18 protein-coding genes and 1 tRNA gene are annotated in these 20,119 nt (G+C 64.1%); 11 read left to right on the forward strand and 8 right to left on the reverse strand.

Going from position 1 to position 20,119, the window contains the following annotated elements; translation table 11 throughout:
• The first annotated feature begins 17 nt into the window (after nucleotides 1-17).
• Nucleotides 18-611: an SH3 domain-containing protein gene (locus GXH28_RS01360; RefSeq protein WP_169237198.1), complete on the forward strand. Its 594-nt coding sequence runs from the start codon at nucleotides 18-20 to the stop codon at nucleotides 609-611.
• A 22-nt stretch (nucleotides 612-633) separates the two neighbouring features.
• Here the strand turns inward: GXH28_RS01360 and GXH28_RS01365 are convergent, their stop codons facing one another.
• Nucleotides 634-1,977 carry an amidohydrolase gene (locus GXH28_RS01365; protein ID WP_169237199.1) on the reverse strand — a complete coding sequence of 448 codons (1,344 nt, stop codon included), beginning with the start codon at nucleotides 1,975-1,977 and terminating at the stop codon, nucleotides 634-636.
• 66 nt (nucleotides 1,978-2,043) lie between these two features.
• Here GXH28_RS01365 and GXH28_RS01370 point away from each other — a divergent pair, with 66 nt between their 5' ends.
• From GXH28_RS01370 to GXH28_RS01405, 8 genes are all read left to right on the forward strand, one after another.
• Entirely contained in the window at nucleotides 2,044-4,542 is a 2,499-nt protein-coding gene (locus GXH28_RS01370; protein ID WP_169237200.1) for a hypothetical protein, read from the forward strand.
• Between the two features lie 31 nt (nucleotides 4,543-4,573).
• A complete protein-coding gene (locus GXH28_RS01375; RefSeq protein WP_169237201.1) occupies nucleotides 4,574-5,509 on the forward strand; it encodes a glycosyltransferase family 2 protein in 936 nt (311 codons plus the stop codon).
• 28 nt (nucleotides 5,510-5,537) lie between these two features.
• Nucleotides 5,538-5,795 (forward strand): hypothetical protein, encoded by a 258-nt coding sequence (locus GXH28_RS01380; protein ID WP_169237202.1) that lies wholly within the window; start codon nucleotides 5,538-5,540, stop codon nucleotides 5,793-5,795.
• Between the two features lie 86 nt (nucleotides 5,796-5,881).
• Nucleotides 5,882-6,928, forward strand: coding sequence for a tRNA dihydrouridine synthase DusB (dusB, locus tag GXH28_RS01385; protein ID WP_169237203.1), 1,047 nt, complete (start codon nucleotides 5,882-5,884; stop codon nucleotides 6,926-6,928).
• The gene (locus GXH28_RS01390; protein ID WP_169237204.1) at nucleotides 6,919-8,025 is read left to right on the forward strand and encodes a glycosyltransferase; all 1,107 of its coding nucleotides are present in this window, start codon (nucleotides 6,919-6,921) and stop codon (nucleotides 8,023-8,025) included. Before dusB ends, GXH28_RS01390 begins: the two co-directional genes overlap by 10 nt.
• Before the next feature lie 197 nt (nucleotides 8,026-8,222).
• Nucleotides 8,223-8,296: transfer RNA gene (locus GXH28_RS01395), tRNA-Val, on the forward strand.
• A 43-nt stretch (nucleotides 8,297-8,339) separates the two neighbouring features.
• Nucleotides 8,340-9,260, forward strand: coding sequence for a carbohydrate kinase family protein (locus GXH28_RS01400; RefSeq protein ID WP_169237205.1), 921 nt, complete (start codon nucleotides 8,340-8,342; stop codon nucleotides 9,258-9,260).
• Nucleotides 9,257-9,997, forward strand: coding sequence for a hypothetical protein (locus GXH28_RS01405; RefSeq protein WP_169237206.1), 741 nt, complete (start codon nucleotides 9,257-9,259; stop codon nucleotides 9,995-9,997). The genes GXH28_RS01400 and GXH28_RS01405 overlap by 4 nt, the downstream gene beginning before the upstream one ends.
• Here GXH28_RS01405 and fahA read toward each other — a convergent pair.
• The 5 genes from fahA to hppD are packed head-to-tail and all read right to left on the reverse strand — an operon-like array spanning nucleotide 9,994 to nucleotide 15,603.
• Nucleotides 9,994-11,271: a fumarylacetoacetase gene (fahA, locus tag GXH28_RS01410; protein WP_169237207.1), complete on the reverse strand. Its 1,278-nt coding sequence runs from the start codon at nucleotides 11,269-11,271 to the stop codon at nucleotides 9,994-9,996. The genes GXH28_RS01405 and fahA overlap by 4 nt on opposite strands.
• Entirely contained in the window at nucleotides 11,255-12,544 is a 1,290-nt protein-coding gene (locus GXH28_RS01415; protein ID WP_169237208.1) for an aminotransferase class I/II-fold pyridoxal phosphate-dependent enzyme, read from the reverse strand. The genes fahA and GXH28_RS01415 overlap by 17 nt, the downstream gene beginning before the upstream one ends.
• Nucleotides 12,545-12,560: 16 nt before the next feature.
• Nucleotides 12,561-13,727 carry a homogentisate 1,2-dioxygenase gene (locus GXH28_RS01420; RefSeq protein WP_169237209.1) on the reverse strand — a complete coding sequence of 389 codons (1,167 nt, stop codon included), beginning with the start codon at nucleotides 13,725-13,727 and terminating at the stop codon, nucleotides 12,561-12,563.
• A 5-nt stretch (nucleotides 13,728-13,732) separates the two neighbouring features.
• Complete coding sequence (locus tag GXH28_RS01425; protein WP_169237210.1) at nucleotides 13,733-14,482, reverse strand: amino acid hydroxylase; 750 nt, start codon at nucleotides 14,480-14,482, stop codon at nucleotides 13,733-13,735.
• Nucleotides 14,483-14,499: 17 nt separating this feature from the next.
• Nucleotides 14,500-15,603 carry a 4-hydroxyphenylpyruvate dioxygenase gene (gene hppD / locus GXH28_RS01430; RefSeq protein ID WP_169237211.1) on the reverse strand — a complete coding sequence of 368 codons (1,104 nt, stop codon included), beginning with the start codon at nucleotides 15,601-15,603 and terminating at the stop codon, nucleotides 14,500-14,502.
• Nucleotides 15,604-15,743: 140 nt separating this feature from the next.
• Between hppD and GXH28_RS01435 the strand changes: the two genes are divergently transcribed.
• Both GXH28_RS01435 and GXH28_RS01440 read left to right on the forward strand, forming a co-directional pair.
• On the forward strand, nucleotides 15,744-16,220 hold the full coding sequence (locus GXH28_RS01435) for an Lrp/AsnC family transcriptional regulator (protein WP_169237212.1): 477 nt from the start codon (nucleotides 15,744-15,746) through the stop codon (nucleotides 16,218-16,220).
• A 74-nt stretch (nucleotides 16,221-16,294) separates the two neighbouring features.
• Nucleotides 16,295-17,461, forward strand: a complete 1,167-nt coding sequence (locus tag GXH28_RS01440) for a pyridoxal phosphate-dependent aminotransferase (protein ID WP_169237213.1) — start codon at nucleotides 16,295-16,297, stop codon at nucleotides 17,459-17,461.
• A gap of 13 nt (nucleotides 17,462-17,474) precedes the next feature.
• Here GXH28_RS01440 and GXH28_RS01445 read toward each other — a convergent pair whose 3' ends face one another.
• On the reverse strand, nucleotides 17,475-19,406 hold the full coding sequence (locus GXH28_RS01445; RefSeq protein ID WP_169237214.1) for an APC family permease: 1,932 nt from the start codon (nucleotides 19,404-19,406) through the stop codon (nucleotides 17,475-17,477).
• A 407-nt stretch (nucleotides 19,407-19,813) separates the two neighbouring features.
• Nucleotides 19,814-20,119, reverse strand: a 306-nt coding sequence (locus GXH28_RS01450; RefSeq protein WP_169237215.1) for a hypothetical protein, incomplete at its 5' end; no start/stop codon positions are given.

Genomic DNA, 20,119 nt, shown 5'->3' on the forward strand with positions numbered 1-20,119 from the left:
GTTGAAGTGGCTGGATCATGTCTGTGCAAAAAACCCCCGACCGCCGCGGCGGCGTGGATCACCCAAAGATTCACTGGGAGGAAGATTTAAGGCCGTTCAGGCGTCTTCCGCGGCAACCACGCGACTACCCACAACAGCGCGTGCCGGCCATCATCCCGATGGCGATCAGTTTCGCCCTGGTCGGCGTCGCCTGCTTTTTGGCCGCGTCGTTCGTCAACCAGAACCGTCCGGCGTTGAACTTCAGCGCGCCCACCGCGACGATCCAGGTCATCTTCCCCACGCCGACAGAGGAGATTCCGCCGACGGCGACGCCTTACGTCGCGCCAACCGACCCGCCGACTCCAGAGCCGACGGCCCTTACCGAGGGGCAGCCGGGCGTGATCGGCGTGGGCGTCCGCGTGGTGATCTTCGGCACCGGAGGCAACGGCTTAAACTTCCGCCGCGAACCATCAATTTCGGCGGAGAAGATTCGCAGTTTGCCCGATGGCACGATTTACGAAGTCGTCGGCGGGCCGCAGGAGAACGGAGGCTTCGTATGGTGGCAGTTGCGCGACCCCAGCGATGGGACGATTGGCTGGGGCGTGCAGAATTACCTGCGCCCCACGCCGTGAGCGCTGGCGCATCGCGGCAGGGTTAGGTGGGATAGGTGGCGAGGCGCTTCTCGGCCACGCGCTGGTTCAGACGTTGCAACCGGCGCGCAATCTCGGCCTTGACGCGCGGCAGATCAATGGTCAGCAGCCGACCGTAGCGCATCAGCAATTTGCCGTCGCAGATCACCGTGTCCACGTCGCCGGCGCGGGCGGAATAGACGAGGTTGGCGATTGCGTCGTAGCGCGGAAAGAGGTGTGCGCCGTCTTGGCGCAGCAGGGCGATGTCGGCCAGCTTGCCCTCGGCTAACTCGCCGATGTCCGGTAGGTGCAACGCCGCCGCGCCGCCGGCGAACGCGATCGCCAGCACTTCCTGCAGCGGCATCGTAGTCGAGTCCCTCGCCGCCTGCTTCTGGTCGAGCGCCAACAGGCGCATCTGCTCGAGCACATCGAGCGTGTTGCTGCTCACGACGCCGTCGGTGCCAATGCCCACGACGATGCCGGCTTCGCGCATGGCACGCACGGGCGCCGTGCCCATCGCCAGCTTCATGTAGGTCTTTGGACACTGCGCCACCGCCACGTCGTAATCCTTGAGCATCGCAATATCTTCGGGCGTCAGGCCGATGCCGTGAGCCAGCAACACCGGCACATCCAGTACGCCGGCCTGTTGCAACAGGGCCGGCGGGGTCACGCCGTGTTGCTTCAAGCTGAGCGCGACCTGATCGTGCGTCTCGCTGCAATGAATGTGGATGCCTGTGTTCAGCGCTCTGGCGCGCTGCGCGGTAAGCGCCAGGAAGTTGCGATCGCATAGATAGGGTGAATGCGGCGCAAGCCATGTGGTGATGCGCCCGCCGGCGCCGCCCTGCCAGCGCTGCGCGAACGCCACGGTCTGGTCCAGTTTCCTCTCGCCCTCGTGACCGAAAACGGCCCAACCAATGTTGGCGCGCATGCCGGATTCGGTTACCGCCTCGGCGATTTGGTCGCAGAAGAAGTAATGATCGGCAAACGTCGTTACCCCGCTTTGGATCATCTCCGCGATGGCCAGCAGCGCGCCCCAGTAAATGTCCTCCGGCTCCTCATTGCTCTCCAGCGGCCAGATGTAATCGTTGAACCAGGACTCGATGGTGACGTCCTCAGCTAAGCCGCGGAAGAGCACCATCGGCGCGTGCGTGTGGCAGTTGATCAAACCGGGGATGGCGAGCAGGCCGCTGGCGTCAATGACCTCGCGCGCTTGGGCGCGGTCAATGGCTTCGGCAGGGGAGATCGCGGCAATGCGGTTGCCGGTGATGGCAATGTCGCGATCGTTGACGACGATGTATCGGCTGTCCTGACGAACCAGCACGTCGCAGCCGACAACGAGCAGATCGAACGTCGAGAGCGTCTGTAGCATCAACTGGAGTATATTCAGCTCGTTCCGCTGAGCAACGCTGCTGTTCGTCAACAATCGCACCGGCCAATGCGCCTCGATAACCTCCTGCGCTTCGACTACTGGAGCGATGGCTCCGTTACCGTGCAGCCCGCCGGACCGTTGATGTGGCTGGTCGTGGCGATTGGGCTGCTGGGTTGCCTGGCTGTGGGGGGGTTGAGGCGCAGCGGGCGCACGCCGCGCGATGCCGCCTTCGCGTGGATCGTTGCAAGTGGGCTGATCGCTCTGGTCGGGCTGGGACGGCTGTTTGCGATTCCTGTGCTTGGCCTGCGGGCCGGCTGGTTGATTGCAGCGTTGCTGGCGCTGGTGCCGCCGGCGAAGCGCGCACTCGGTCGCGCGCGGGCCGATGGGCTTGTGGCCGATTGCCTGCGCGCGCTGTCGTTCGGCCCACCACGGGCAGCCGGCGACTGGAGCATAACGACTGCAGCGCTGTGGATGGCCGCCCATTTGTTTGGCCTGGCCGTCGTCCTGGCTAACCTGCATCTGCCTGTTCTGCTGGCCCCGGCGCTGCTGGCGTTTCTGCTTGTGCCGTTCACCCTCTCGACGGCGCTGGATCGAGCGCGCCGGCGCTCGGTTCAGTTTTGGGCGCTCTCGTCACTGTCGCCATTGACGATTGCCTACCTGACGACTTGCCTGAGCTTTGGGGGCGTGCGATTCAAGGGCGCGCTCAACGGCGTACTTTCGCCGCTGCTATCGCTCATCGTGATGTCGGCGCTGGCGTTCGTGATCGGCGGGCGGTGGGCAGCTCAGAGATTGGAGATCGGGGATTGGGGATTCGTGCGCCGAAGCGCGCTGCTGCTGATAGCCGCATCCCTCGGTTGGGCGGCCTGGGCGGCTCTGGCGCTGCGCACCCATGGCGTCACCGGCAGCGATCCGTACGCCTACGCGCAGATGGGCGTCGACCTGGCGACGCGCGGCACAGTACTTCATCCCTTCCCGTTGGCGCGCCTCGCCTATGCGCTGGACATTCCACTGCATCCGGTTGTGCACGTCGGCTATCGCATCCCAGACGGCAGCCGTTACGAAGCTCCGACCGTCTGGCCGCCGGGCTACGCCGCGTTTACCGGCTTGGCTTATCTGCTCGCCGGTGAGCGCGGCCTGTATCTCGTCACACCGCTGCTCAATCTGATTGCGCTCATCGTGATCGCATGGTTCGCGCATCACGCGTCACAAATGGCTTATCAGCGGACACCCGCTGAGGATCACGTGTCAGGTGCTCAGTGTCAAGCAACGCATGCGCGACAACCGCACGGGCAAGACGAAGCGCGCGCAGCGCCTGATGCGGTTGCAGCCCTCACCGTCTTCTTCACGGCGACGTCGTACCAGCAGGTGGAATGGCAGATGGTGCCGATGGCCGACATCGCCGCGCAACTGTTCTCGATCCTCGCATTGACGCTGGCCTGGCGCGCGCGCGGCTCGTTGCTGATGGCTGGACTGAGCGGCCTCGCGCTGGGCGCTGCGTTCGACATCCGCTACACACAAGTGCTGATAGCGCCGGCCATCGCCCTCGCCCTCGCGCCGGCCTGGCGTGAGACGCGAGAAGCCACACGTGCAACGCTGGGCGGTCCGCTCCTATCTTATGCCTGGCGCCTCGCATCTTGCGCCCTGGCCGCCTGGATCGCCGCCTCACCCGTCTTGATGTATCACACCACCGTGTTCGGTGGGCCTTTTCACGTCGGTTCGGAGGAGCTGACGAACTTCTCGCTGGTGCGCCTACCCGAGACGCTGGGCCGCACGACCGATGAGCTGAATCATTACCGCGAGTTCGGCTGGCTTATGCCGTTGATCTTGATCGGCGCTGCGGCGATGTGGCGGCGGAGTCGCCGTGCGTTAGCCGTCCTCGCAGCCTACGCGGTCACGCTTTTTCTCTTCCATGTCGCCTATGCCTACCTGCGCCTGCGCGACATCCTCTCCCTGTTTCCGGTTTTGCACCTCCTGGCGGCATTCGGCGCGGTCGAGTTGTGGCGCGGCGCCTCCGCCTTGCGCTGCGGGCGCTGCGCCTGGATTGCTCAACGCCTGGGCCCGGCGGCTCACTGCGGTGACGCCATCCGTTCAACGCTCAATCAACTGTTAGCCATCGCCGCCATCTGTGCCCTGTCCTACCTATTCGTGTTGCGCGCGATGGAAACGCTGGCCTTGCCGGTCACGCGCGGCTTTGGCGCCTTTGGATATCTGGCGCGCGAGCAGCGGCTTTCGTTCGAGCGCCTGCGCCAGATGACGCCGAACGATGCAGTCATCGGCTGCGCGCTGAACAGTGGGGCCGTGGATTTGCACGCGGGCCGCGCGGCCTTCCGGCCGGCCGTCTGGACGCCGGACGAACTCATCCGCTTCGTAGACGCGCTGCACGCAGAGGGCCGGCCGGTCTTCCTGCTGGACGACGGGGCAGAACTGCGCGCATCGCTGGCAACGTTGCGCGCGCGCTATGCCTTGCGCGAGGTCGGCCGCCTGGACTTGCCCTACTACGAAGCCGTCGGCGGCGGCTCGCAGAACCGGCGCGTGCCGCTCTTTAAGATCGAAGCGCGCCGATGATTTGCCACAGCTTAAAATCATCGCCAGGTAAATGCGCGACTCACAACTCACAACTCATGACTCACAACTCAAAGCTCATGGCTCACAGCTCACCGATCTCGCCATCGTCATCCTGAACTACAACACGCGAGATCTGCTGCGCGATTGCTTACATTCGCTGTGCGCGCAGGTCGGCCTGCGCTTTGCCGCCTGCGTGGTGGACAACGCTTCGACGGATGACAGCGCCGCGATGGTGAGCAGTGAATTTCCCGCAGTCGCGTTGATCCGCAACGCCACCAATGCAGGCTTCTCTGCCGGCAATAACCTCGGCCTGCGGCACTTTGGCTTCCCGGCGTGCGGGCGGGCGCGCTATGCCATGTTGCTCAACCCGGACACGGTGATGCCGCCCGATGCGCTGCGCCGGCTGGTCGCCTTCGCCGACGCTCACCCCGACATCGGGGTCGTGGGCCCGAAGCTGGTGCTCACGGATGGCTCGCTGGACAAGGCTTGCCGGCGCAGCTTCCCCACGCCGGAGGTGTCGTTCTATCGCTTCGTTGGCCTGAGCAGGCTCTTCCCGCGCAGCAAGCGCTTCGGTCGCTACAACATGACCTATCTGGATGAGGACGCACAAGCCGATGTGGATTCCGTCGTCGGCGCATGCATGATGCTGCGCGCCGAGGTCATTGCCCGCATCGGGTTGCTCGATGAGCAATTCTTCATGTACGGCGAGGACCTGGATTGGTGTCTGCGCGCCAAGCAGGCGGGCTATCGCGTGGTGTACTACCCCGATGTGACCGTGCATCACGTCAAGCGGGCCGCCAGCCGCGCGAGCGTGAAGGCGCAGTACGAGTTCCAGCGCGCCATGTGGCTGTTTTACAAAAAGCACTATCGCGCGAGCACGCATCCGCTGGTGGACGGGCTGGTCCGGCTGGGGCTGGCTGTGCGCGGCGGGCCGGCGCTGCTGCGCGAGATGTTGCAGGAGCGATGATCGCGATGACGGAGAGGAGACGACCGAGATGACCCCTGAGCAGATGTATCCGTTTCGCATGTTCGGCGTCGCCATGACGACGTTCATCTTGTTGTGCGGCTTGGCCGTGGTGCTGCGGCCCAAAAAGAAGATCGTCTCGCCCGGCCACCGCATCGGCAACTTCATCATCTGGATGCTGGGCGAGAAGAACGGCATGCGCATCATCCGGCTGTGTGGCTGGGCGATGGCGCTCGGCGGTGCCGTGGGATTGATCTCGGTGTTGAGCGCGCTGCTCGGTTCGCCATAGCCGACCGACGCGCAAGATAGGCGCGGCGGCGATGTGAGCGGGCGCATCGCCGTGGGCCATCCTCAATCGTGGGAAAATGCGCGGCGATGCAGCCGACGTTCTACGTTCGGGATGTGCCGGTATACGGCGACCTGATCCTGTCGCCGATGGACGGGTTTTCCGACTTGCCCTACCGGCTGATCTGCCGCGAATACGGCAGCGCGATGAGCTACACCGAGTTCACGTCATGCGAGGCCATCCTGCGCGACGCTCGGCCGGCCCTGCGCCAGCTCGACTACGACCCGCGCGAAAAGCCCCAACTCACCTTCCAGATCTTCGATAGCGACGAAGACCGCATTGTGGCCTGCGCGCAGAAGATCGAGCAGCTCGGCCCCGGCATCATTGATCTGAACATGGGGTGCTCGGTGAGCAGCGTGAGTGGCCGCGGCGCAGGCGCCGGCCTGCTGCGCGACCCGCAAAAGATCGCGCGCATCTTCAACCGCCTGAGCAAAGCGGTGCGCGTGCCGGTCACGGCTAAGATTCGCCTGGGGTGGGACGCGCGGTCTCGCAACTACCTGGAGGTGGCCAGGATCCTCGAAGACAACGGCGCGTCGCTGATTGCCGTGCACGGCCGCACAAAAGAGCAAGCCTACAAAGGCGTTGCCGACTGGGACGCCATCGCCGAAATCAAACAGGCCGTCAAGATTCCGGTGATCGGCAACGGAGACGTGAAGACCGTCGCCGACATCGCGCGCATCAAAGCGCACACCGGCTGCGATGGCGTGATGATCGGTCGCGCCGCAATCGGCAACCCCTGGATATTCCAACGCAAAGACCGCCACGAGGTCACCGTCCAGGAAGTGATCGCGTTGCTCAAGCGTCACCTGCGCGCGATGATTGCGTATTACGGCGACCACGGCCTGATCCTCTTCCGCAAGCATGCCGTGAAATACATGCAGGGCATGCCGCATGTGGCGGCGCTGCGCGCACAACTCGTCACGTGCGAAAGCGTCGGCGCGTTCCATGAACGGGTGGATGAATTCCAGCGACGCTACGAGCAAGGCGTCTTGCCCGATGAGGCATACGAAACCGCCCCCGTTCCGGAAGAGGAAGTCGAGTGGTCGTGCGAGCGGACCGCTGTCGCATGCGCGTAACGCTGATCTCCAAGGCGCTGGTGGTCGGCGCATATCAGCGCAAGTGTGAACTCCTGGCGGCGCATCCTGGCGTTGCGCTCACGGTGCTCGTCCCGCCGTCGTGGGGCAACCAGCCGCTCGAACGCGCCTATGCCAACGGCTACGCGCTGCAGGTCATCCCGATCCGCTTCAACGGCAATTTTCACCTGCACTATTACCCCACTTTGCCTCGGGCGCTGGCGCAACTGCGGCCGGACGTGGTGCACGTTGATGAGGAACCTTACAACTTGGCGACGTGGCTGGCCGTGAAGGCAGCGAGGGCGCTTCGGCCGTCGCCGCGCGTCGTCTTCTTCTCCTGGCAGAACATTCGGCGGCGCTACCCGCCGCCGTTCAGTTGGATGGAACGCAGTGTGCTGCGAACAGCCGACGCCGCCCTCGTCGGCAGCGAGTCGGCTTGCGTGGTGTGGCGGGCCAAAGGGTTTACCCGGCCGATCCATGTCATCCCCCAGTTTGGCGTGGATGAGCAGACGTTCGCCCCGCCGGATGAGCGGCGCAACGGCGAGGCGTTCGTCGTCGGCTACGCCGGCCGGCTGGTGCGCGAAAAGGGTGTGGACGTATTGATCTGCGCCTTCGCCCGCTTGCCGAATTCAGCGCGCCTGCTCATCGTCGGCGCAGGGCCGGAGCTAAATGCCTTACGCGCATTGGCGCAGCAGTTGCGCGTTGCCGAGCGTGTGACGTTTTGCCCGTCGCTGCCGTCTACCCACATGCCGGAGTTCTATCGCGCGCTCGACGCCTTCGTGTTGCCCTCGCGCACCCTGCCCAACTGGAAGGAGCAATTCGGACGCGTGCTCGTCGAAGCCATGGCGTGTGGGGTGCCGGTGATCGCCTCATCTTGTGGGGAAGCGCCCAGCGTTGTGGGCGACGCCGGCCTCATCTTCGACGAAGCGGACGATGCAGCACTCGCCGATTGCCTCACGGCGCTGATGGCGCAGCCTGACCGGCGCGCAGAACTCGGGCGACGTGGGCGCGCCCGTGTGCTCGCCCATTTCACGATGCGCCACATCGCCGATCGCACCGTGGAAGTCTATCGAGCGCTCTGCGCTGACGCGGGGAGATGAGCCGGCGACCCACCGACCATGACCAGCCTTTTGCGCATCGGCCGCATGCCTCGCGCCACCCGGCCCAACCACGAAGGCGCCGCGCCGCAGGCGTGAGACATGGGCAGGCGCGGGCGTGGCCTGCGCCTGCCCGCGACCAGAGGCCGGCAACGAACATGAGCGCGAGGGGAGAGATGTATAATTAGCTCGCAAACAGCGGCCTCCTAGCTCAGTTGGTCAGAGCGCACGGTTCACATCCGTGAGGTCACAGGTTCGAGCCCTGTGGAGGCCACTGGAGAAAAGGCGCACGCGCGTGCGCCTTTCATTTTGCGACCATGTCCTCCGCGCCTCGCATCGTCTGTTTTGGCTACGTTAACCCCGGCGTGGTGTTCTTGGTGGACCGCTACCCTGCCGCCAACACCGGCGCCTATGTCACTGCTAAGCGGCCGTTTATCGGGGCCGACTGCGCGATGGCTGCTCAAGTGCTGGCGCGATGGGGCGTGGAAGCGCACTTGATCGGCAACGCGCTCGGCGACGACGACTTGGGCCGCCGCACGCTGACGCAACTAGCCGAGCTCGGCGTGCGTGCGCACATCGCGCTGCGGGGCGACCTGCGCACGCCGGATGAGGTGGATATCTCCGATCGCGCCGGCACGCGCACCTTCTTCGTCGAGGATGCCCCCGCAGTGTGGGAAAGCTTGATTGAGGCGGATCTCGAAGCCATCGTCGGCGCCGACATGCTGTATGTGGATTGGTACGTCGGGCCGGCTGCCGAGCGCGCTGTTGCATTTGCGCGCGCCCATGGTGTGCCGGTCTTCTTGAACGTGGAGTATTCGCTGCGCCAACCCGACCGCTACCGACCTCTGATCAGCCAAGCGAGCTACGCGCAAGCGCCGATGTCCGACGTTCACGTGGCGCAGGAAGACCCACGCGCGATTGCCGAAGCCTTGCAAGCGCTAGGGGTTGAGGCGGCGTTTGTGACGCGCGGCAAGCACGGTTCGCTGGCGCTAGATCGGACAGGGCTGATCGAAGTGCCCGCGCCGGCCGTGCAGGTCGTTGACACGCAGGGCGCCGGTGCGGTGTATTCCGCCGCAGCCATGTACGGCTTACTTGCCGGCTGGCCGATTGTGCAAGTGGCGCATTTCGCCACCACAGCGGCGTCGCTCAAATGCGCGCAGCACGGCCTGCTCGATGCCAAGGTGGAAATGATCCTGGCGCAGGCGCCGCTATCAGGCGCAGTCGTCCGCAGCCAATGAACCCCAAACTCCAACTGGCCCTCTGGGTAGCCGGCTCGTTCGCCGTCGGCCTGGCGGCTGTGGCCGCCGTCTACCGCTTCGGCGGAGCCCGTCTCCGCCGCGCGCTCGTCGAATCCGAATTGGGCAGCGTGTTTGTCGAGGTCGTGCGCTTCAGCTATTACATTGGGCTGCCGTTTGGGGCGCTGATCACCGGCGCGCTCAGCGTGGATCTGCTCGGTCTGGGCGCGATCGCCGTGGAGGACGCATCCACGTTGGCTGGTTTCACGCTGCGCGATTGGATGCGCGGCAGCATCGCCGCCGGCCTGGCGACCGGATTCGTGTTGGTCGTGCTTTGGCTGGCGCGGCGCAGCGCCGACCTGCCGCCGGCGCTCTTCGACGCGCAGCCCAGCGCGCTGCTGATCGTGCGCGAAGCCGCATACGCCGAGGCGCACTGGGCGTTCTACCGCGCGCCGTTCGTGCTGCTGTTCCAGGATGCCTACTGGGGCGCAACTGCCGGCTTCGCCCTGGTCGCTGTGGAGTGGGTGCTCGCGCGACGGCTGCGCCATACGCCGCCGCATGCGAATCGGCCACATGCGCTCGCAGCGACCTGTTGCATGCTGACCAGCGGTCTGCTTTACGTGACGGCGCGCAATCTGTGGCTGATGATCGTCGCCCATGCGGCGATTCGCCGGGTCGGTGAACGCTTGTTCACGCAAACGGCGCCGCCGGCGGCGCCGTACCGCCGCGCGCCGAATTAAGCTTCGCCATCCAAAGCGGGCAAGATCTGTGCGCGTGCCTCGCCAAAGCCGACGCGCATGCCGTCGCGCTCCGCCCACCCGCGCAGCGCGACGGCATCGCCGTCTTCGAGGAAAGTGCGGGTGCTGCCATCTGGCAAGCGCAGCGGGTTTCGCCCGTTCCAGGTCAGTTCAAGCATCGAGCCGTACGACTCCGGCGTCGGCCCGCTCAACGTGCCGGACGCCATCAGATCGCCGACCTCGACATTGCAGCCGTTCACCGTGTGATGCGCCAGTTGTTGGCTCATCGTCCAATACATGTGGCGGAAGTTGCTGCGACAGACCGTTAACGTCAGGCCACTCGGGGCGATCAGGTCTACGGCCAGGTGGATGTCAAAGCTCTGGTTGCCCGATGCGCGCAAGTACGGCAATGGGGGTGGCTCTTGCGACGGCATGGGGACGCGAAAAGGATCAAGCGCCTCAAGCGTCACGATCCAGGGTGAGATGGTCGAGGCGAAGTTCTTGCCGAGGAACGGGCCGAGCGGCTGATATTCCCATTTTTGAATGTCACGCGCCGACCAGTCGTTGAACAGCAGTAAGCCGAAGATGTATTGTTCAGCCTCAGAAGTGGTGATCGGCCGGCCCAGCGGCGAGGCCTTGCCGATGACGAAAGCCATTTCTAATTCGAAGTCCAGCGCGAGCGTGGGGCCGAAGGTAGGCGTGGGGTCGTCATCGCGCTTGATCTGGCCGCGTGGACGACGGATGGGCGCGCCGCTGACCACAATGGACGAGGCGCGGCCGTGATAGGCCACCGGCAGGTGGCGCCAGTTCGGCAACAGGGGGGTCTTCGGGTCACGAAACATCGCGCCGACGTTGGTGGCGTGATGCAGGCTGGAGTAGAAATCGGTATAGTTCGGCACACGCAGCGGCATCAACATCCTGGCGTCGCGTTGCCGCACCAGGGCGTGCGCCCACACCTCCGGGGGATGTGCATCCCGCGACGACGCCATCAGCAACTGCTGGACGCACAACCGCACGGCGCCGGTCACCGATTTGCTCAGGGCGATGAAATCATTCAGCGTTGGACGGTTCAGGGCGCGTTGCAAGTCTTCTTCGCGGTGCGGCGCGTGATCGGGCAGAGGAAGCAGGCGTCGCTCGGCCAATACCGCGAGATCCACGATGTAGTCGCCGATTGCGATGCCTGCGCGCGGCGCGCGATCGCGCGTCTCAAAGACGCCAAACGGCAGGTTGTAGATGCTGAAGTCGGAAGTTGGATCAACGTCAAGCCAAGATTGCATGTTCGCAGTGGAGATCCGGAGCGCTGGGGGAGCTGCTGATGGGTCGGCCATCCGTGCGCTGCAAGTAGTCGGCCAGGCGCGCCATCGCCTCGCTCAGCCGCGCCGGCGTCGCCGTGAGCGCGATGCGAAAGTAGCCTTCGCCGTTTGCGCCAAAAGCCGCGCCGGGAGTGAATGAGACGCCGGTCGCTTCGAGCACGGCCTGGCACCACGCCGCGCTGTCGGTTTCGCCGTTCGGCAGGCGCGCCCAGACGTAAATCGTGGCCTGGGGTAGCGCCACGAGACAGCCGAGCGCGCGCAAGGCCGCCACGCAGACATCGCGGCGCCGGCGGTATTCCGCTTGTCGCGCCTCCAGCCATGTTTGGTCGCCGGTCAGCGCAGCGATGGCCGCGTCCTCAATGGCGGCAAAGGCGCCGGTATCCACATTGCTCTTCAGCGCTGCCACCGTCTTGATCACCTCTGCATGGCCGACCAACGCGCCGATGCGCATGCCGGCGATGTTGTAGGCTTTGGACAGCGAGAAGCACTCCACGGCGATCTCTTTAGCGCCGGGCGCCTGAAGCGCACTGGGCGGCCGATAGGCATCGTAGCCGGTTTCGCTATAGGCGTTGTCATGCACCAGCAGGAGGCCGTGCTGCCGGCAAAAGGCCGCTGCGTGCTCGAAGAACGTTAATGGCGCCGCCGAGGTCGTCGGGTTATTCGGGTAGTTCAGCCACAACACTTTCGCCCGCGCGACGACATCGCCGGGGATGTGATCCAACTCGGGCAACCACACGTCGCCCGCTGCTTCGGACGCGCCCGCTTGCGTTGCGTGGCTCAAGCGCTTCAGAGGCAGGGGATAGACTGTCGCGCCGGCTAATTTCGCCGCAGCCGCGTAGGTGGGATAGCCGGGGTCCGGCACCAGGGCCACGTCGCCCACGTCCAGATACGCGAAGCTGAGGTGGTAAATGCCTTCCTTCGAGCCGAGCAAGAGCAACACCTCGCGGTCCGGATCGAGCGTGACGCCGAAGCGCCGTGCGTAAAAATCGGCAAAAGCGCGCTTCACGGCAGGCGAGCCGCTGAATTCGCCGTAACTGTAGCGATCGGGCCGGCGCGCGCTGCGCACCAACGCTTCGACGATGTGCGACGCAGGCGGCAGATCGGGCGAACCCATGTCGAGCGAGATGACATCCACGCCGGCTGCGCGCAGCTCAGCCTTGCGCCGGTTGAGCTGAGCAAACAGATGCGCGTGAAGCGCCGACATGCGCCGAGCAGGGGAGATGTTCAGCATGGTCATCGCACGATGTTGCGACTCACTCCCCACTGCCCTCCAGCCACGTGGCCTGGTAGTCCGGCTTCTCCAGCTCAAGGGCGGGTATCGCCACGTGCAAGGGGTTGAAGGTGTCTACCATCACGGCCAGCTCTTGAGTCTCCTTGGCGCCGATGGATGCCTCGGTCATGCCCGGCTGCGGGCCGTGTGGCAGCCCGCTGGGGTGCAGCGTGATGTCATATTTGGCGATGCCCTTGCGGCTCATGAAGTTGCCGTCGCAGTAATAGATCACTTCGTCGCTGTTGACGTTGCTGTGCGCGTAAGGCGCCGGAATAGCCAGCGGGTGATAGTCGAACAGCCGTGGCACGAACGAACACACCACAAAGTTGTGGGCCTCGAACGTCTGATGCGCCGGCGGCGGCTGATGCACGCGGCCGGTGATCGGCTCGAAGTCGTGGATGCTGAACGCCCAGGGGTATAGATAGCCGTCCCAGCCGACGACGTCAAAGGGATGATGGTCGAGACAGTGCCGGCTGATGCCGTCGCGCACCTTGACGCGCACCTCGAACTCGCCGCGCTCGGTATAGGTCTCCAGCGCGCTCGGCGGACGGATGTCGCGCTCGCAGTACGGCGCATGTTCCAACAGTTGGCCGAACGCGTTGCGATAACGTTTCGGGGGCGCCACTTGGCTGCGCGATTCGATGATGAAGAAGCGCGCTTCGGGCGTGCTCAGCGCCATCTGCCAGGTGACGCCGTATGGGATGACGAGATAGTCGCCGCTGCCAAAATCCAGTCGGCCGAATTGCGTGCGGAGCACGCCGGCGCCTTCGTGCACGAACCACACTTCGTACGCCTGCGCGTTGCGGTAGAAGTAACGCATACTCTGCGTGGCGCGACTGACGCCCAGCGTCACGTCGGCGTTGCCCAGCAGCGTGCGCCGCGCCGAGACCGGATCGTCGCCGGCCGGCACATTGGCGGTCGCAAAAGCGCGGTGGCGCACTGCGCCATAATCCGTATATACGACCCGAGCGTCGCCGAGGTATTCCGTCCGCAGCACGCGCGGGGGGAGGAAGTGGTGGTACAGCACGGATTGCACGCCGTGGAAGCCCTCAAGGCCCATCACCTCTTCTCGATACAGGCCGCCGGTCGGTTTGCGAAACTGTGTGTGCCGCTTGTGCGGAATGTCGCCCAGTTTGTAGTAGTAAGCCATCGGAATCACCTTATCCCTGCCGGTTCGGGCAAACCCTCCATCCGCGCGTAATCGCGCAGGATGTTGTAGATTTGCTCGACGTCGTCGAACACAAAATACAAACTGTGCATGTGGTACTTGGCCGAATCCAACTCGGCGGCCCGCCGGATGTCGAATGGGACGCGGGGCGTATCCGGCGCGAAGGCTTTCTGCAGCTCCGCGATGGACGAGATCAGACCTGCGCCAAAGGCTTTGAGCGCGCCTCGTTCGCGGATCAACCCGAATTCGGTGGTGTACCACCACAGACGCGAGATTTCGAGTTGTTGGCGCGCATCGCCGGCGAAGAACAACGGCGCGAAGGCTTGTGCCAGGTCGGCGAAGTAGGGGTCCATGAAATAAGCTAGGTGGCCGAAGTAGTCGTGGAACACGTCGGGCAAGGGGGTAAATTCGAGCTCCGACGGCTGACGAATGTAGTTGGTCACCGGGAAACGCCGCTCGCGCAGGTGCTCGAACCACTCGACCGCATTCAGGTATTCGTTTTGCGCATCGCCGAGCGTCCAGCGCGTTTGGCGATACAGCCGTTCGCTGATCACCCGCGGGTCGGGCAAGCGATCGGGGTCGAACGCCAATTTGGACAAGCCGCTCAAGAAAAGTTCGCAAGCGTAGTCGGGCACCCGCTGCATCTGCGCGTGGTATAGCGTAGCCCACGTCTGGTGATCTTGGTCGGTGTAATTCGGCATCACCGGAACGGAGCGCAGTTCAAGGTTTGGCGTCATGGCTGGCCTCCGCATGTTCACAAGTTGCCCCTGCGCGCCTGTTCGCGCTCAAGCGCCTCGAACAGCGCCTTGAAGTTCCCTTTGCCGAAGCCGCGGCTGCCGCGACGCTGGATGATCTCGAAGAACAACGTGGGGCGATCCTGCATCGGCTGGCTGAAGATTTGGAGCAGATAGCCTTCATCATCGCGATCTACGAGGATGCCGCGCCGGGCCAACTCGCGGATGTCTTCTTCGATTTGCCCGACGCGTTCGGGCAACGCCTCGTAGTAGGTCTCCGGCACGCGCAAGAACTGGATGCCGGCCGCGCGCAAGGCGTCCACGCTGGCGATGATGTCCCCGGTCGCCAGCGCGATGTGCTGCACACCCGGGCCGCCATAGTGGATGAGGTATTCCTCGATCTGGCTGCGGCGCTTCCCTTCGGCCGGCTCGTTGATGGGGAACTTGATGCGGCCGCTGCCGTTCTGCATCACTTTGCTCATCAAAGCGGAGTACTCTGTGCTGATGTCCTTGTCGTCGAAGTGGACGAGCTGCGTGAACCCCAGCACGTCGGCGTAGAACCGGACCCATTCGTTCATCTTGCCTTGTTCGACGTTGCCGACGATGTGGTCAATGGCGACCAGGCCGGTCTCCGGCGCCGGCGGCGGATTCTCGATCGGCTTAAACCCCGGCATGAAGCCGCGGTAGCCTTCGCGCTCGATGAAGCTGTGCACGGTGTCGCCGTAGGCGGCAATCGTGGCCTTGACGAACCGGCCGCACTCGTCCTCGACGACCGCCGGCGGCATCACGCTGCGCGCGCCGCGCCGGATCGCTTCCTGGTAGGCGGCGCGCGCATCGCGCACGCGCAAGGCGATGTCTTTCACGCCGTCGCCGTGCAGGGCGATGTGTTGGCTGATGTCGGGCCGGCTATGCGGATCGAGCGGAGAAGTGAGGACCACATGCACCGCGCCGCCGGTCAGCAACCACGACGCATGATCGCGCACGCCGGTCTCCAGGCCCGCATACGCCACCGGTCGAAAGCCGAAGACGGTGCGGTAAAAATGCGCGGCCTGCCGCGCGTTTGACACATAGAACTCCACGTAATCTATCGCCTGAAATTCCAAAGGATCGTGGGTCACTTCCATCGCCTCCTCACGTGAATTGCCGGGCGCGACAGACTGCGCCGCAGGATGACAGAAAGTCTAGAAAGACTGAGCGGATCGCTGAAGACAGAAACAAAAGTACTTGCCGCCGTTGACTTGCAAACTAAAATCAAAGGCGTCGAATGGCTTTTGATTCCGAAAAGCTTTTGGATCGGACCGGGCTGGAGCTGCTCAGGCTATTGCAGGAGGATGCGCGCATGTCGTTCGCCGAGCTGGGCCGGCGAGTCGGGCTGACGCCGCCGGCGGTGGCCGAGCGCGTGCGGCGGATGGAAGAGGCCGGCATCATCACCGGCTATCACGCCCGCCTGAATGCCGACAAGCTCGGCTTGCCGATCAGAGCCTTTATTCGCGTCGGCGACTGCGAGCCGTGCGAGCGGTTGATTCGGCTGGTGAAGACGCAGCCCGAGGTGATCGAGTGCCACATGTTGACCGGCAGCGACAGCTATCTCTTGCAGGTCGTGGTGGCCTCGGTCGCCCAGCTCGAAGCGCTGATCTCGCGTTTGCGGCCTTTTGCGCGCAGCCTCACCACCTCCATTGTGCTGGAGTCGCCGGTGGACAAGCGCGGCCCGGACGTACGGCTGTGCCCGCCTAAAGCGTGAAGCGCCGCGCGAGTACAATACGCCCCTGAGCCTCTGTGCCGGCAGCGATCCGTTTGACGTCTCCCTGCATCCTGATGCGCACCTCGATCCGCACCCAACGCTTTCCCGAGTCCATCATCCGCGAGATGACGCGCGTCGCCCTCGATGTCGGCGCGATCAACCTCTCGCAGGGCTACCCCGATTTCCCAGCGCCGCAGGCGATCAAAGACGCCGCCGCGCGCGCGATTCAGGATGACTGGAACCAGTATTCGGTCACCTGGGGGCTGAAGCCATTGCGCGACGCGATCGCCGATCATTACCGCCGACGCTACGAGATGGACGTCAACCCCGATACGGATGTCGTGGTCTGTTGTGGCGCGACCGAGTGCATGATCGCTGCTATGCTGGGCGTGGTGAACCCCGGCGACGAAGTGGTTTGTTTTGAGCCGTATTACGAGAGCTACATCCCCAATTGCTTCATCACCCAAAGCACCCCGCGCTTCGTCTCGCTGCGACCGGCCGCCGACGGCGCATGGACGTTCGACCCCGACGAACTGCGCCGCGTGTTCAACGCGAAGACCAAAGCCATCATCGTCAACTCGCCGCACAATCCCACCGGCAAGGTCTTCACGCGCGACGAGCTGCAACTGATTGCCGAATTGTGCATCGCGCATGACGTGATCGCCATCACCGACGAGATCTACGAGTTCATCACTTACGACGGCGCACAGCACACGCCCATCGCCACGCTGCCCGGCATGGCCGAGCGCACCATCACCATCAGCGGCATGAGCAAGACCTTCAGCGTCACAGGCTGGCGGCTGGGCTACGCGGTGGCCCCCGCAGATCTGATGGTCGGCGTGCGCAAGGCGCACGATTTCATGAGCGTGTGTGCCGCTACCCCGCTGCAGGTCGCCGGCATTGCGATGCTGACGCTGGGCGACGACTATTACAGGCAACTGCGCGAGGACTATGCGCAGCGCCGCGAGTTCGCGCTGGAGATGCTGCGCGAGGTCGGCTTCAAACCCGTCACGCCGGAGGGCGCATATTACATCATGGCCGACTTCAGCGCCATCAGCGACGAGGATGATATTACCTTTGGCCTGCGCATGGCGCAGGAGATCGGCGTGGCGTGCGTGCCAGGGTCGCCGTTCTTCAGCCGGCCCGAGCGGAGTCGGAACATCGTGCGCTTTGCCTTTTGCAAAAAGCGCGAGACGCTCGAACAGGCGCGCGAGCGGCTACAACGGTTGAAGCGCCGCTAGGGCGCGCCGCGGGTCAGCCCATCGCTGCCCTGATCGTCTGTTGTTCGGGTGTCGGTTGCTGCGCCTCGTGCTGCTGGGCTCGCTTGTAGTCATTCGGCTCGTTCTCCGGATATAGCTCCACATCTTCGGCGTGTAACTGATACGGCACGTCGGTGACGATCACGCGATCCATGGCTTGCAAGGCTGACATGATGCCCAGGGAGTTGTTCGAGTGCAGCATGCGCGCCCAAGGCGTGTCCATCACTAGCTGACCCATGATGACGTGGACAAAGATGTTGGGGTCTGCTTCAAGCTCGCGCTTCACATACTCCACAATCGGCTCGACCAGGCGGCGATAGGGCGACGGCAAGATCACCAGCTCGCCCTCGCCGATGCGCTCGCGCCACTTCTGCTGAACGATGTGCGTCTTGCGATCGTTGTAATCCACATGCAGCGGCGTCCACGGATTGCCCAGCGACTTGGCGAAGTCCACGACGCGCACCGTGCCGCGATGCACGTCGTCCACGAGCACGATGGTCTTCACCGGGTGCGGCCTCGGCTTGACGCGCTCCTTGCTGAGGCTCAGGATGCGCGCGACGTTGCGGTAGTGCACATGCACGCGGTGGAACACGAACACCATGACCGGAATGACCAACAAGGTGATCCACGCGCCATGCGTGAACTTGGTCACTGCGAAGATCACCATCACCGCAAATGAAACGACGGCGCCGGCGCCGTTGATGACGAGGTTGCGTCGCCAGTGCGGGTCGTAGGTCGCCACACTTTGACCCATCTTCAACGATTCGCCCGGCTGGAGTTTGGCAACTTCTAACCAACGCCGCACCATGCCCAACTGCGACAGGGTGAAGCACATGAACACGCCGATCGCATACAGCGGGATGAGCGACGTCGTGCGCGCGTTGAAGACGGTAATCAATATACCGGCTGCGACCGCCAGGGTGACGATGCCGCCGGAGTACACCAGCCGGCTGCCGCGGATGGCGAGCTGGCGCGGCAAGAAACTATCGCTGGCCACAAACGCAGCAATGCGCGGAAAGTCGGCGTAGGCCGTGTTCGCCGCCATGATCAGGATGATCGTCGTCGCTGCAATCTGTAATCCATACAATGCGCCGGAGCCGAACACCGCACGCGCGATCTGCGAGATGATCGTCTCCTCCTCCGAAGGCAGGGCTTGCACCTGATTGGCCAACAGCGTGATGCCCATGAAGAGCGCGCCGAGCAATAGGCCCATCGCCGAGATCGTCAGGGCAGCGTTCCGACTACGCGGCTCCTTGAAGTTCTGCACGCCATCGGAGATCGCTTCGATGCCGGTCAGCGCCGTGCAGCCGCTGCTGAACGCATACAGAATCAGGAACAAGCTCAGCGGCTCGGCCGTCTGCGCCACCATATGGACGTTCTCAACCGGCGTGAGCTGACCGGTCAGCAGCTTGAACAGGCCAACCGTCAGCGTCAGGAAAGTCATGCCGACGAAGAAATACGTTGGCGCAGCAAAAATGCGCCCCGATTCCTTCACGCCGCGCAGATTGATGACCGTCATGATCAGAATAGCGGCGAGCGCCACCAGCACCTCGCGTCCACGCAGAACGGGAATCGCCGAGGCCACTTGATCTACACCGCTGGAGATGCTGACGGCCACCGTGAGCACGTAATCCACTAACAGCGCAGCGCCGGCGATCTGCGAGGGCAGCACCCCCAGATTGTCGCGCGAGACCACATACGCGCCGCAGCTTGCACCGTCATACGCCTTGATCGTTTGCCGATAAGAGATGATCAACACAGTGAGAATGGCCGTGATGGCTACGGCGATCGGAATTGAGATGCGAAACACGCCGATGCCGGAGACGGCAACCGCAGACGCCAGCACCACGAGGATCTCCTGCGTCGCATAGGCCGTGGACGACAACGCATCGGATGCAAAGACGGCCAGGCCGATAGGATTACTCACGGCTTGGTGAGGCGCCTCCTCGGTGCGCAGCGGCCGCCCGATTAACACCCGCTTGATAGGTTCTAGCGAAGCGTTTGACAATACGTGGGACATATTCAACAGCTTGGCAATCAGCAAGGGAAAGTCCAAATGGGAGGTAATCCGAGGTGCACGCCGATCAACAGATAGGCGCAGCGCTCTGATCAGCCCGCGCAACCGGCGGATGGCACGAAGCAAACGATATCCGACGCTGGCAACGCGCGTGAGTATACCACCTGCCGAGAGTCGCTAAGAGGCGCCGGCGCATGCCGCGCACGCCGGCCGCCGGCGATCCGCAACCCTTCCACAGGTACACAACCTGCAGGAGGGACGATCAAAAAAAAGACCCTTCCGCAGGCTGTGCACCTGCGGAAGGGTCACTCTCGCCTTTACGGTCTCATCACCGCCGGCACATACGCCCGATGCGGCGCAACGTCCACCGCCGGCGCGCTGCGCGTGATCTCACCATCGTGCGCGCCGATGGTCACGCTGTTGTTCAGCGCGTAGCCGCCCGGCAGCGGCCCGCTGCCCGCCCGCACCGTCACCGTCAGCACAGTCGTCCCGCCGGCCGGCACCACCACATTGCTCCAGGCCAGCGTCTGCCCGCTCTGCGCGTAGCCCGGCGTCGCGCTCAGCAGCGTCGCGTTCGCCGCCAGCGTGTCCGTCACCCGCACCGTCACCGACAGGCTGCCGCT

It is taken from the genome of Candidatus Roseilinea sp. NK_OTU-006 (genome assembly GCF_012931985.1).
Taxonomy (GTDB): domain Bacteria; phylum Chloroflexota; class Anaerolineae; order J036; family Brachytrichaceae; genus JAAFGM01.

Excerpts from the sequence above, each read along its gene's own strand:
- GXH28_RS01360 (WP_169237198.1), top strand. The coding sequence starts at position 18 with ATGTCTGTGCAAAAAACCCCCGACCGCCGCGGCGGCGTGGATCACCCA.
- GXH28_RS01365 (WP_169237199.1), bottom strand. The coding sequence starts at position 1,977 with ATGCTACAGACGCTCTCGACGTTCGATCTGCTCGTTGTCGGCTGCGAC.
- GXH28_RS01370 (WP_169237200.1), top strand. The coding sequence starts at position 2,044 with ATGCGCCTCGATAACCTCCTGCGCTTCGACTACTGGAGCGATGGCTCC.
- GXH28_RS01375 (WP_169237201.1), top strand. The coding sequence starts at position 4,574 with ATGCGCGACTCACAACTCACAACTCATGACTCACAACTCAAAGCTCAT.
- GXH28_RS01380 (WP_169237202.1), top strand. The coding sequence starts at position 5,538 with ATGACCCCTGAGCAGATGTATCCGTTTCGCATGTTCGGCGTCGCCATG.
- dusB (WP_169237203.1), top strand. The coding sequence starts at position 5,882 with ATGCAGCCGACGTTCTACGTTCGGGATGTGCCGGTATACGGCGACCTG.
- GXH28_RS01390 (WP_169237204.1), top strand. The coding sequence starts at position 6,919 with ATGCGCGTAACGCTGATCTCCAAGGCGCTGGTGGTCGGCGCATATCAG.
- GXH28_RS01400 (WP_169237205.1), top strand. The coding sequence starts at position 8,340 with ATGTCCTCCGCGCCTCGCATCGTCTGTTTTGGCTACGTTAACCCCGGC.
- GXH28_RS01405 (WP_169237206.1), top strand. The coding sequence starts at position 9,257 with ATGAACCCCAAACTCCAACTGGCCCTCTGGGTAGCCGGCTCGTTCGCC.
- fahA (WP_169237207.1), bottom strand. The coding sequence starts at position 11,271 with ATGCAATCTTGGCTTGACGTTGATCCAACTTCCGACTTCAGCATCTAC.
- GXH28_RS01415 (WP_169237208.1), bottom strand. The coding sequence starts at position 12,544 with ATGACCATGCTGAACATCTCCCCTGCTCGGCGCATGTCGGCGCTTCAC.
- GXH28_RS01420 (WP_169237209.1), bottom strand. The coding sequence starts at position 13,727 with ATGGCTTACTACTACAAACTGGGCGACATTCCGCACAAGCGGCACACA.
- GXH28_RS01425 (WP_169237210.1), bottom strand. The coding sequence starts at position 14,482 with ATGACGCCAAACCTTGAACTGCGCTCCGTTCCGGTGATGCCGAATTAC.
- hppD (WP_169237211.1), bottom strand. The coding sequence starts at position 15,603 with ATGGAAGTGACCCACGATCCTTTGGAATTTCAGGCGATAGATTACGTG.
- GXH28_RS01435 (WP_169237212.1), top strand. The coding sequence starts at position 15,744 with ATGGCTTTTGATTCCGAAAAGCTTTTGGATCGGACCGGGCTGGAGCTG.
- GXH28_RS01440 (WP_169237213.1), top strand. The coding sequence starts at position 16,295 with ATGCGCACCTCGATCCGCACCCAACGCTTTCCCGAGTCCATCATCCGC.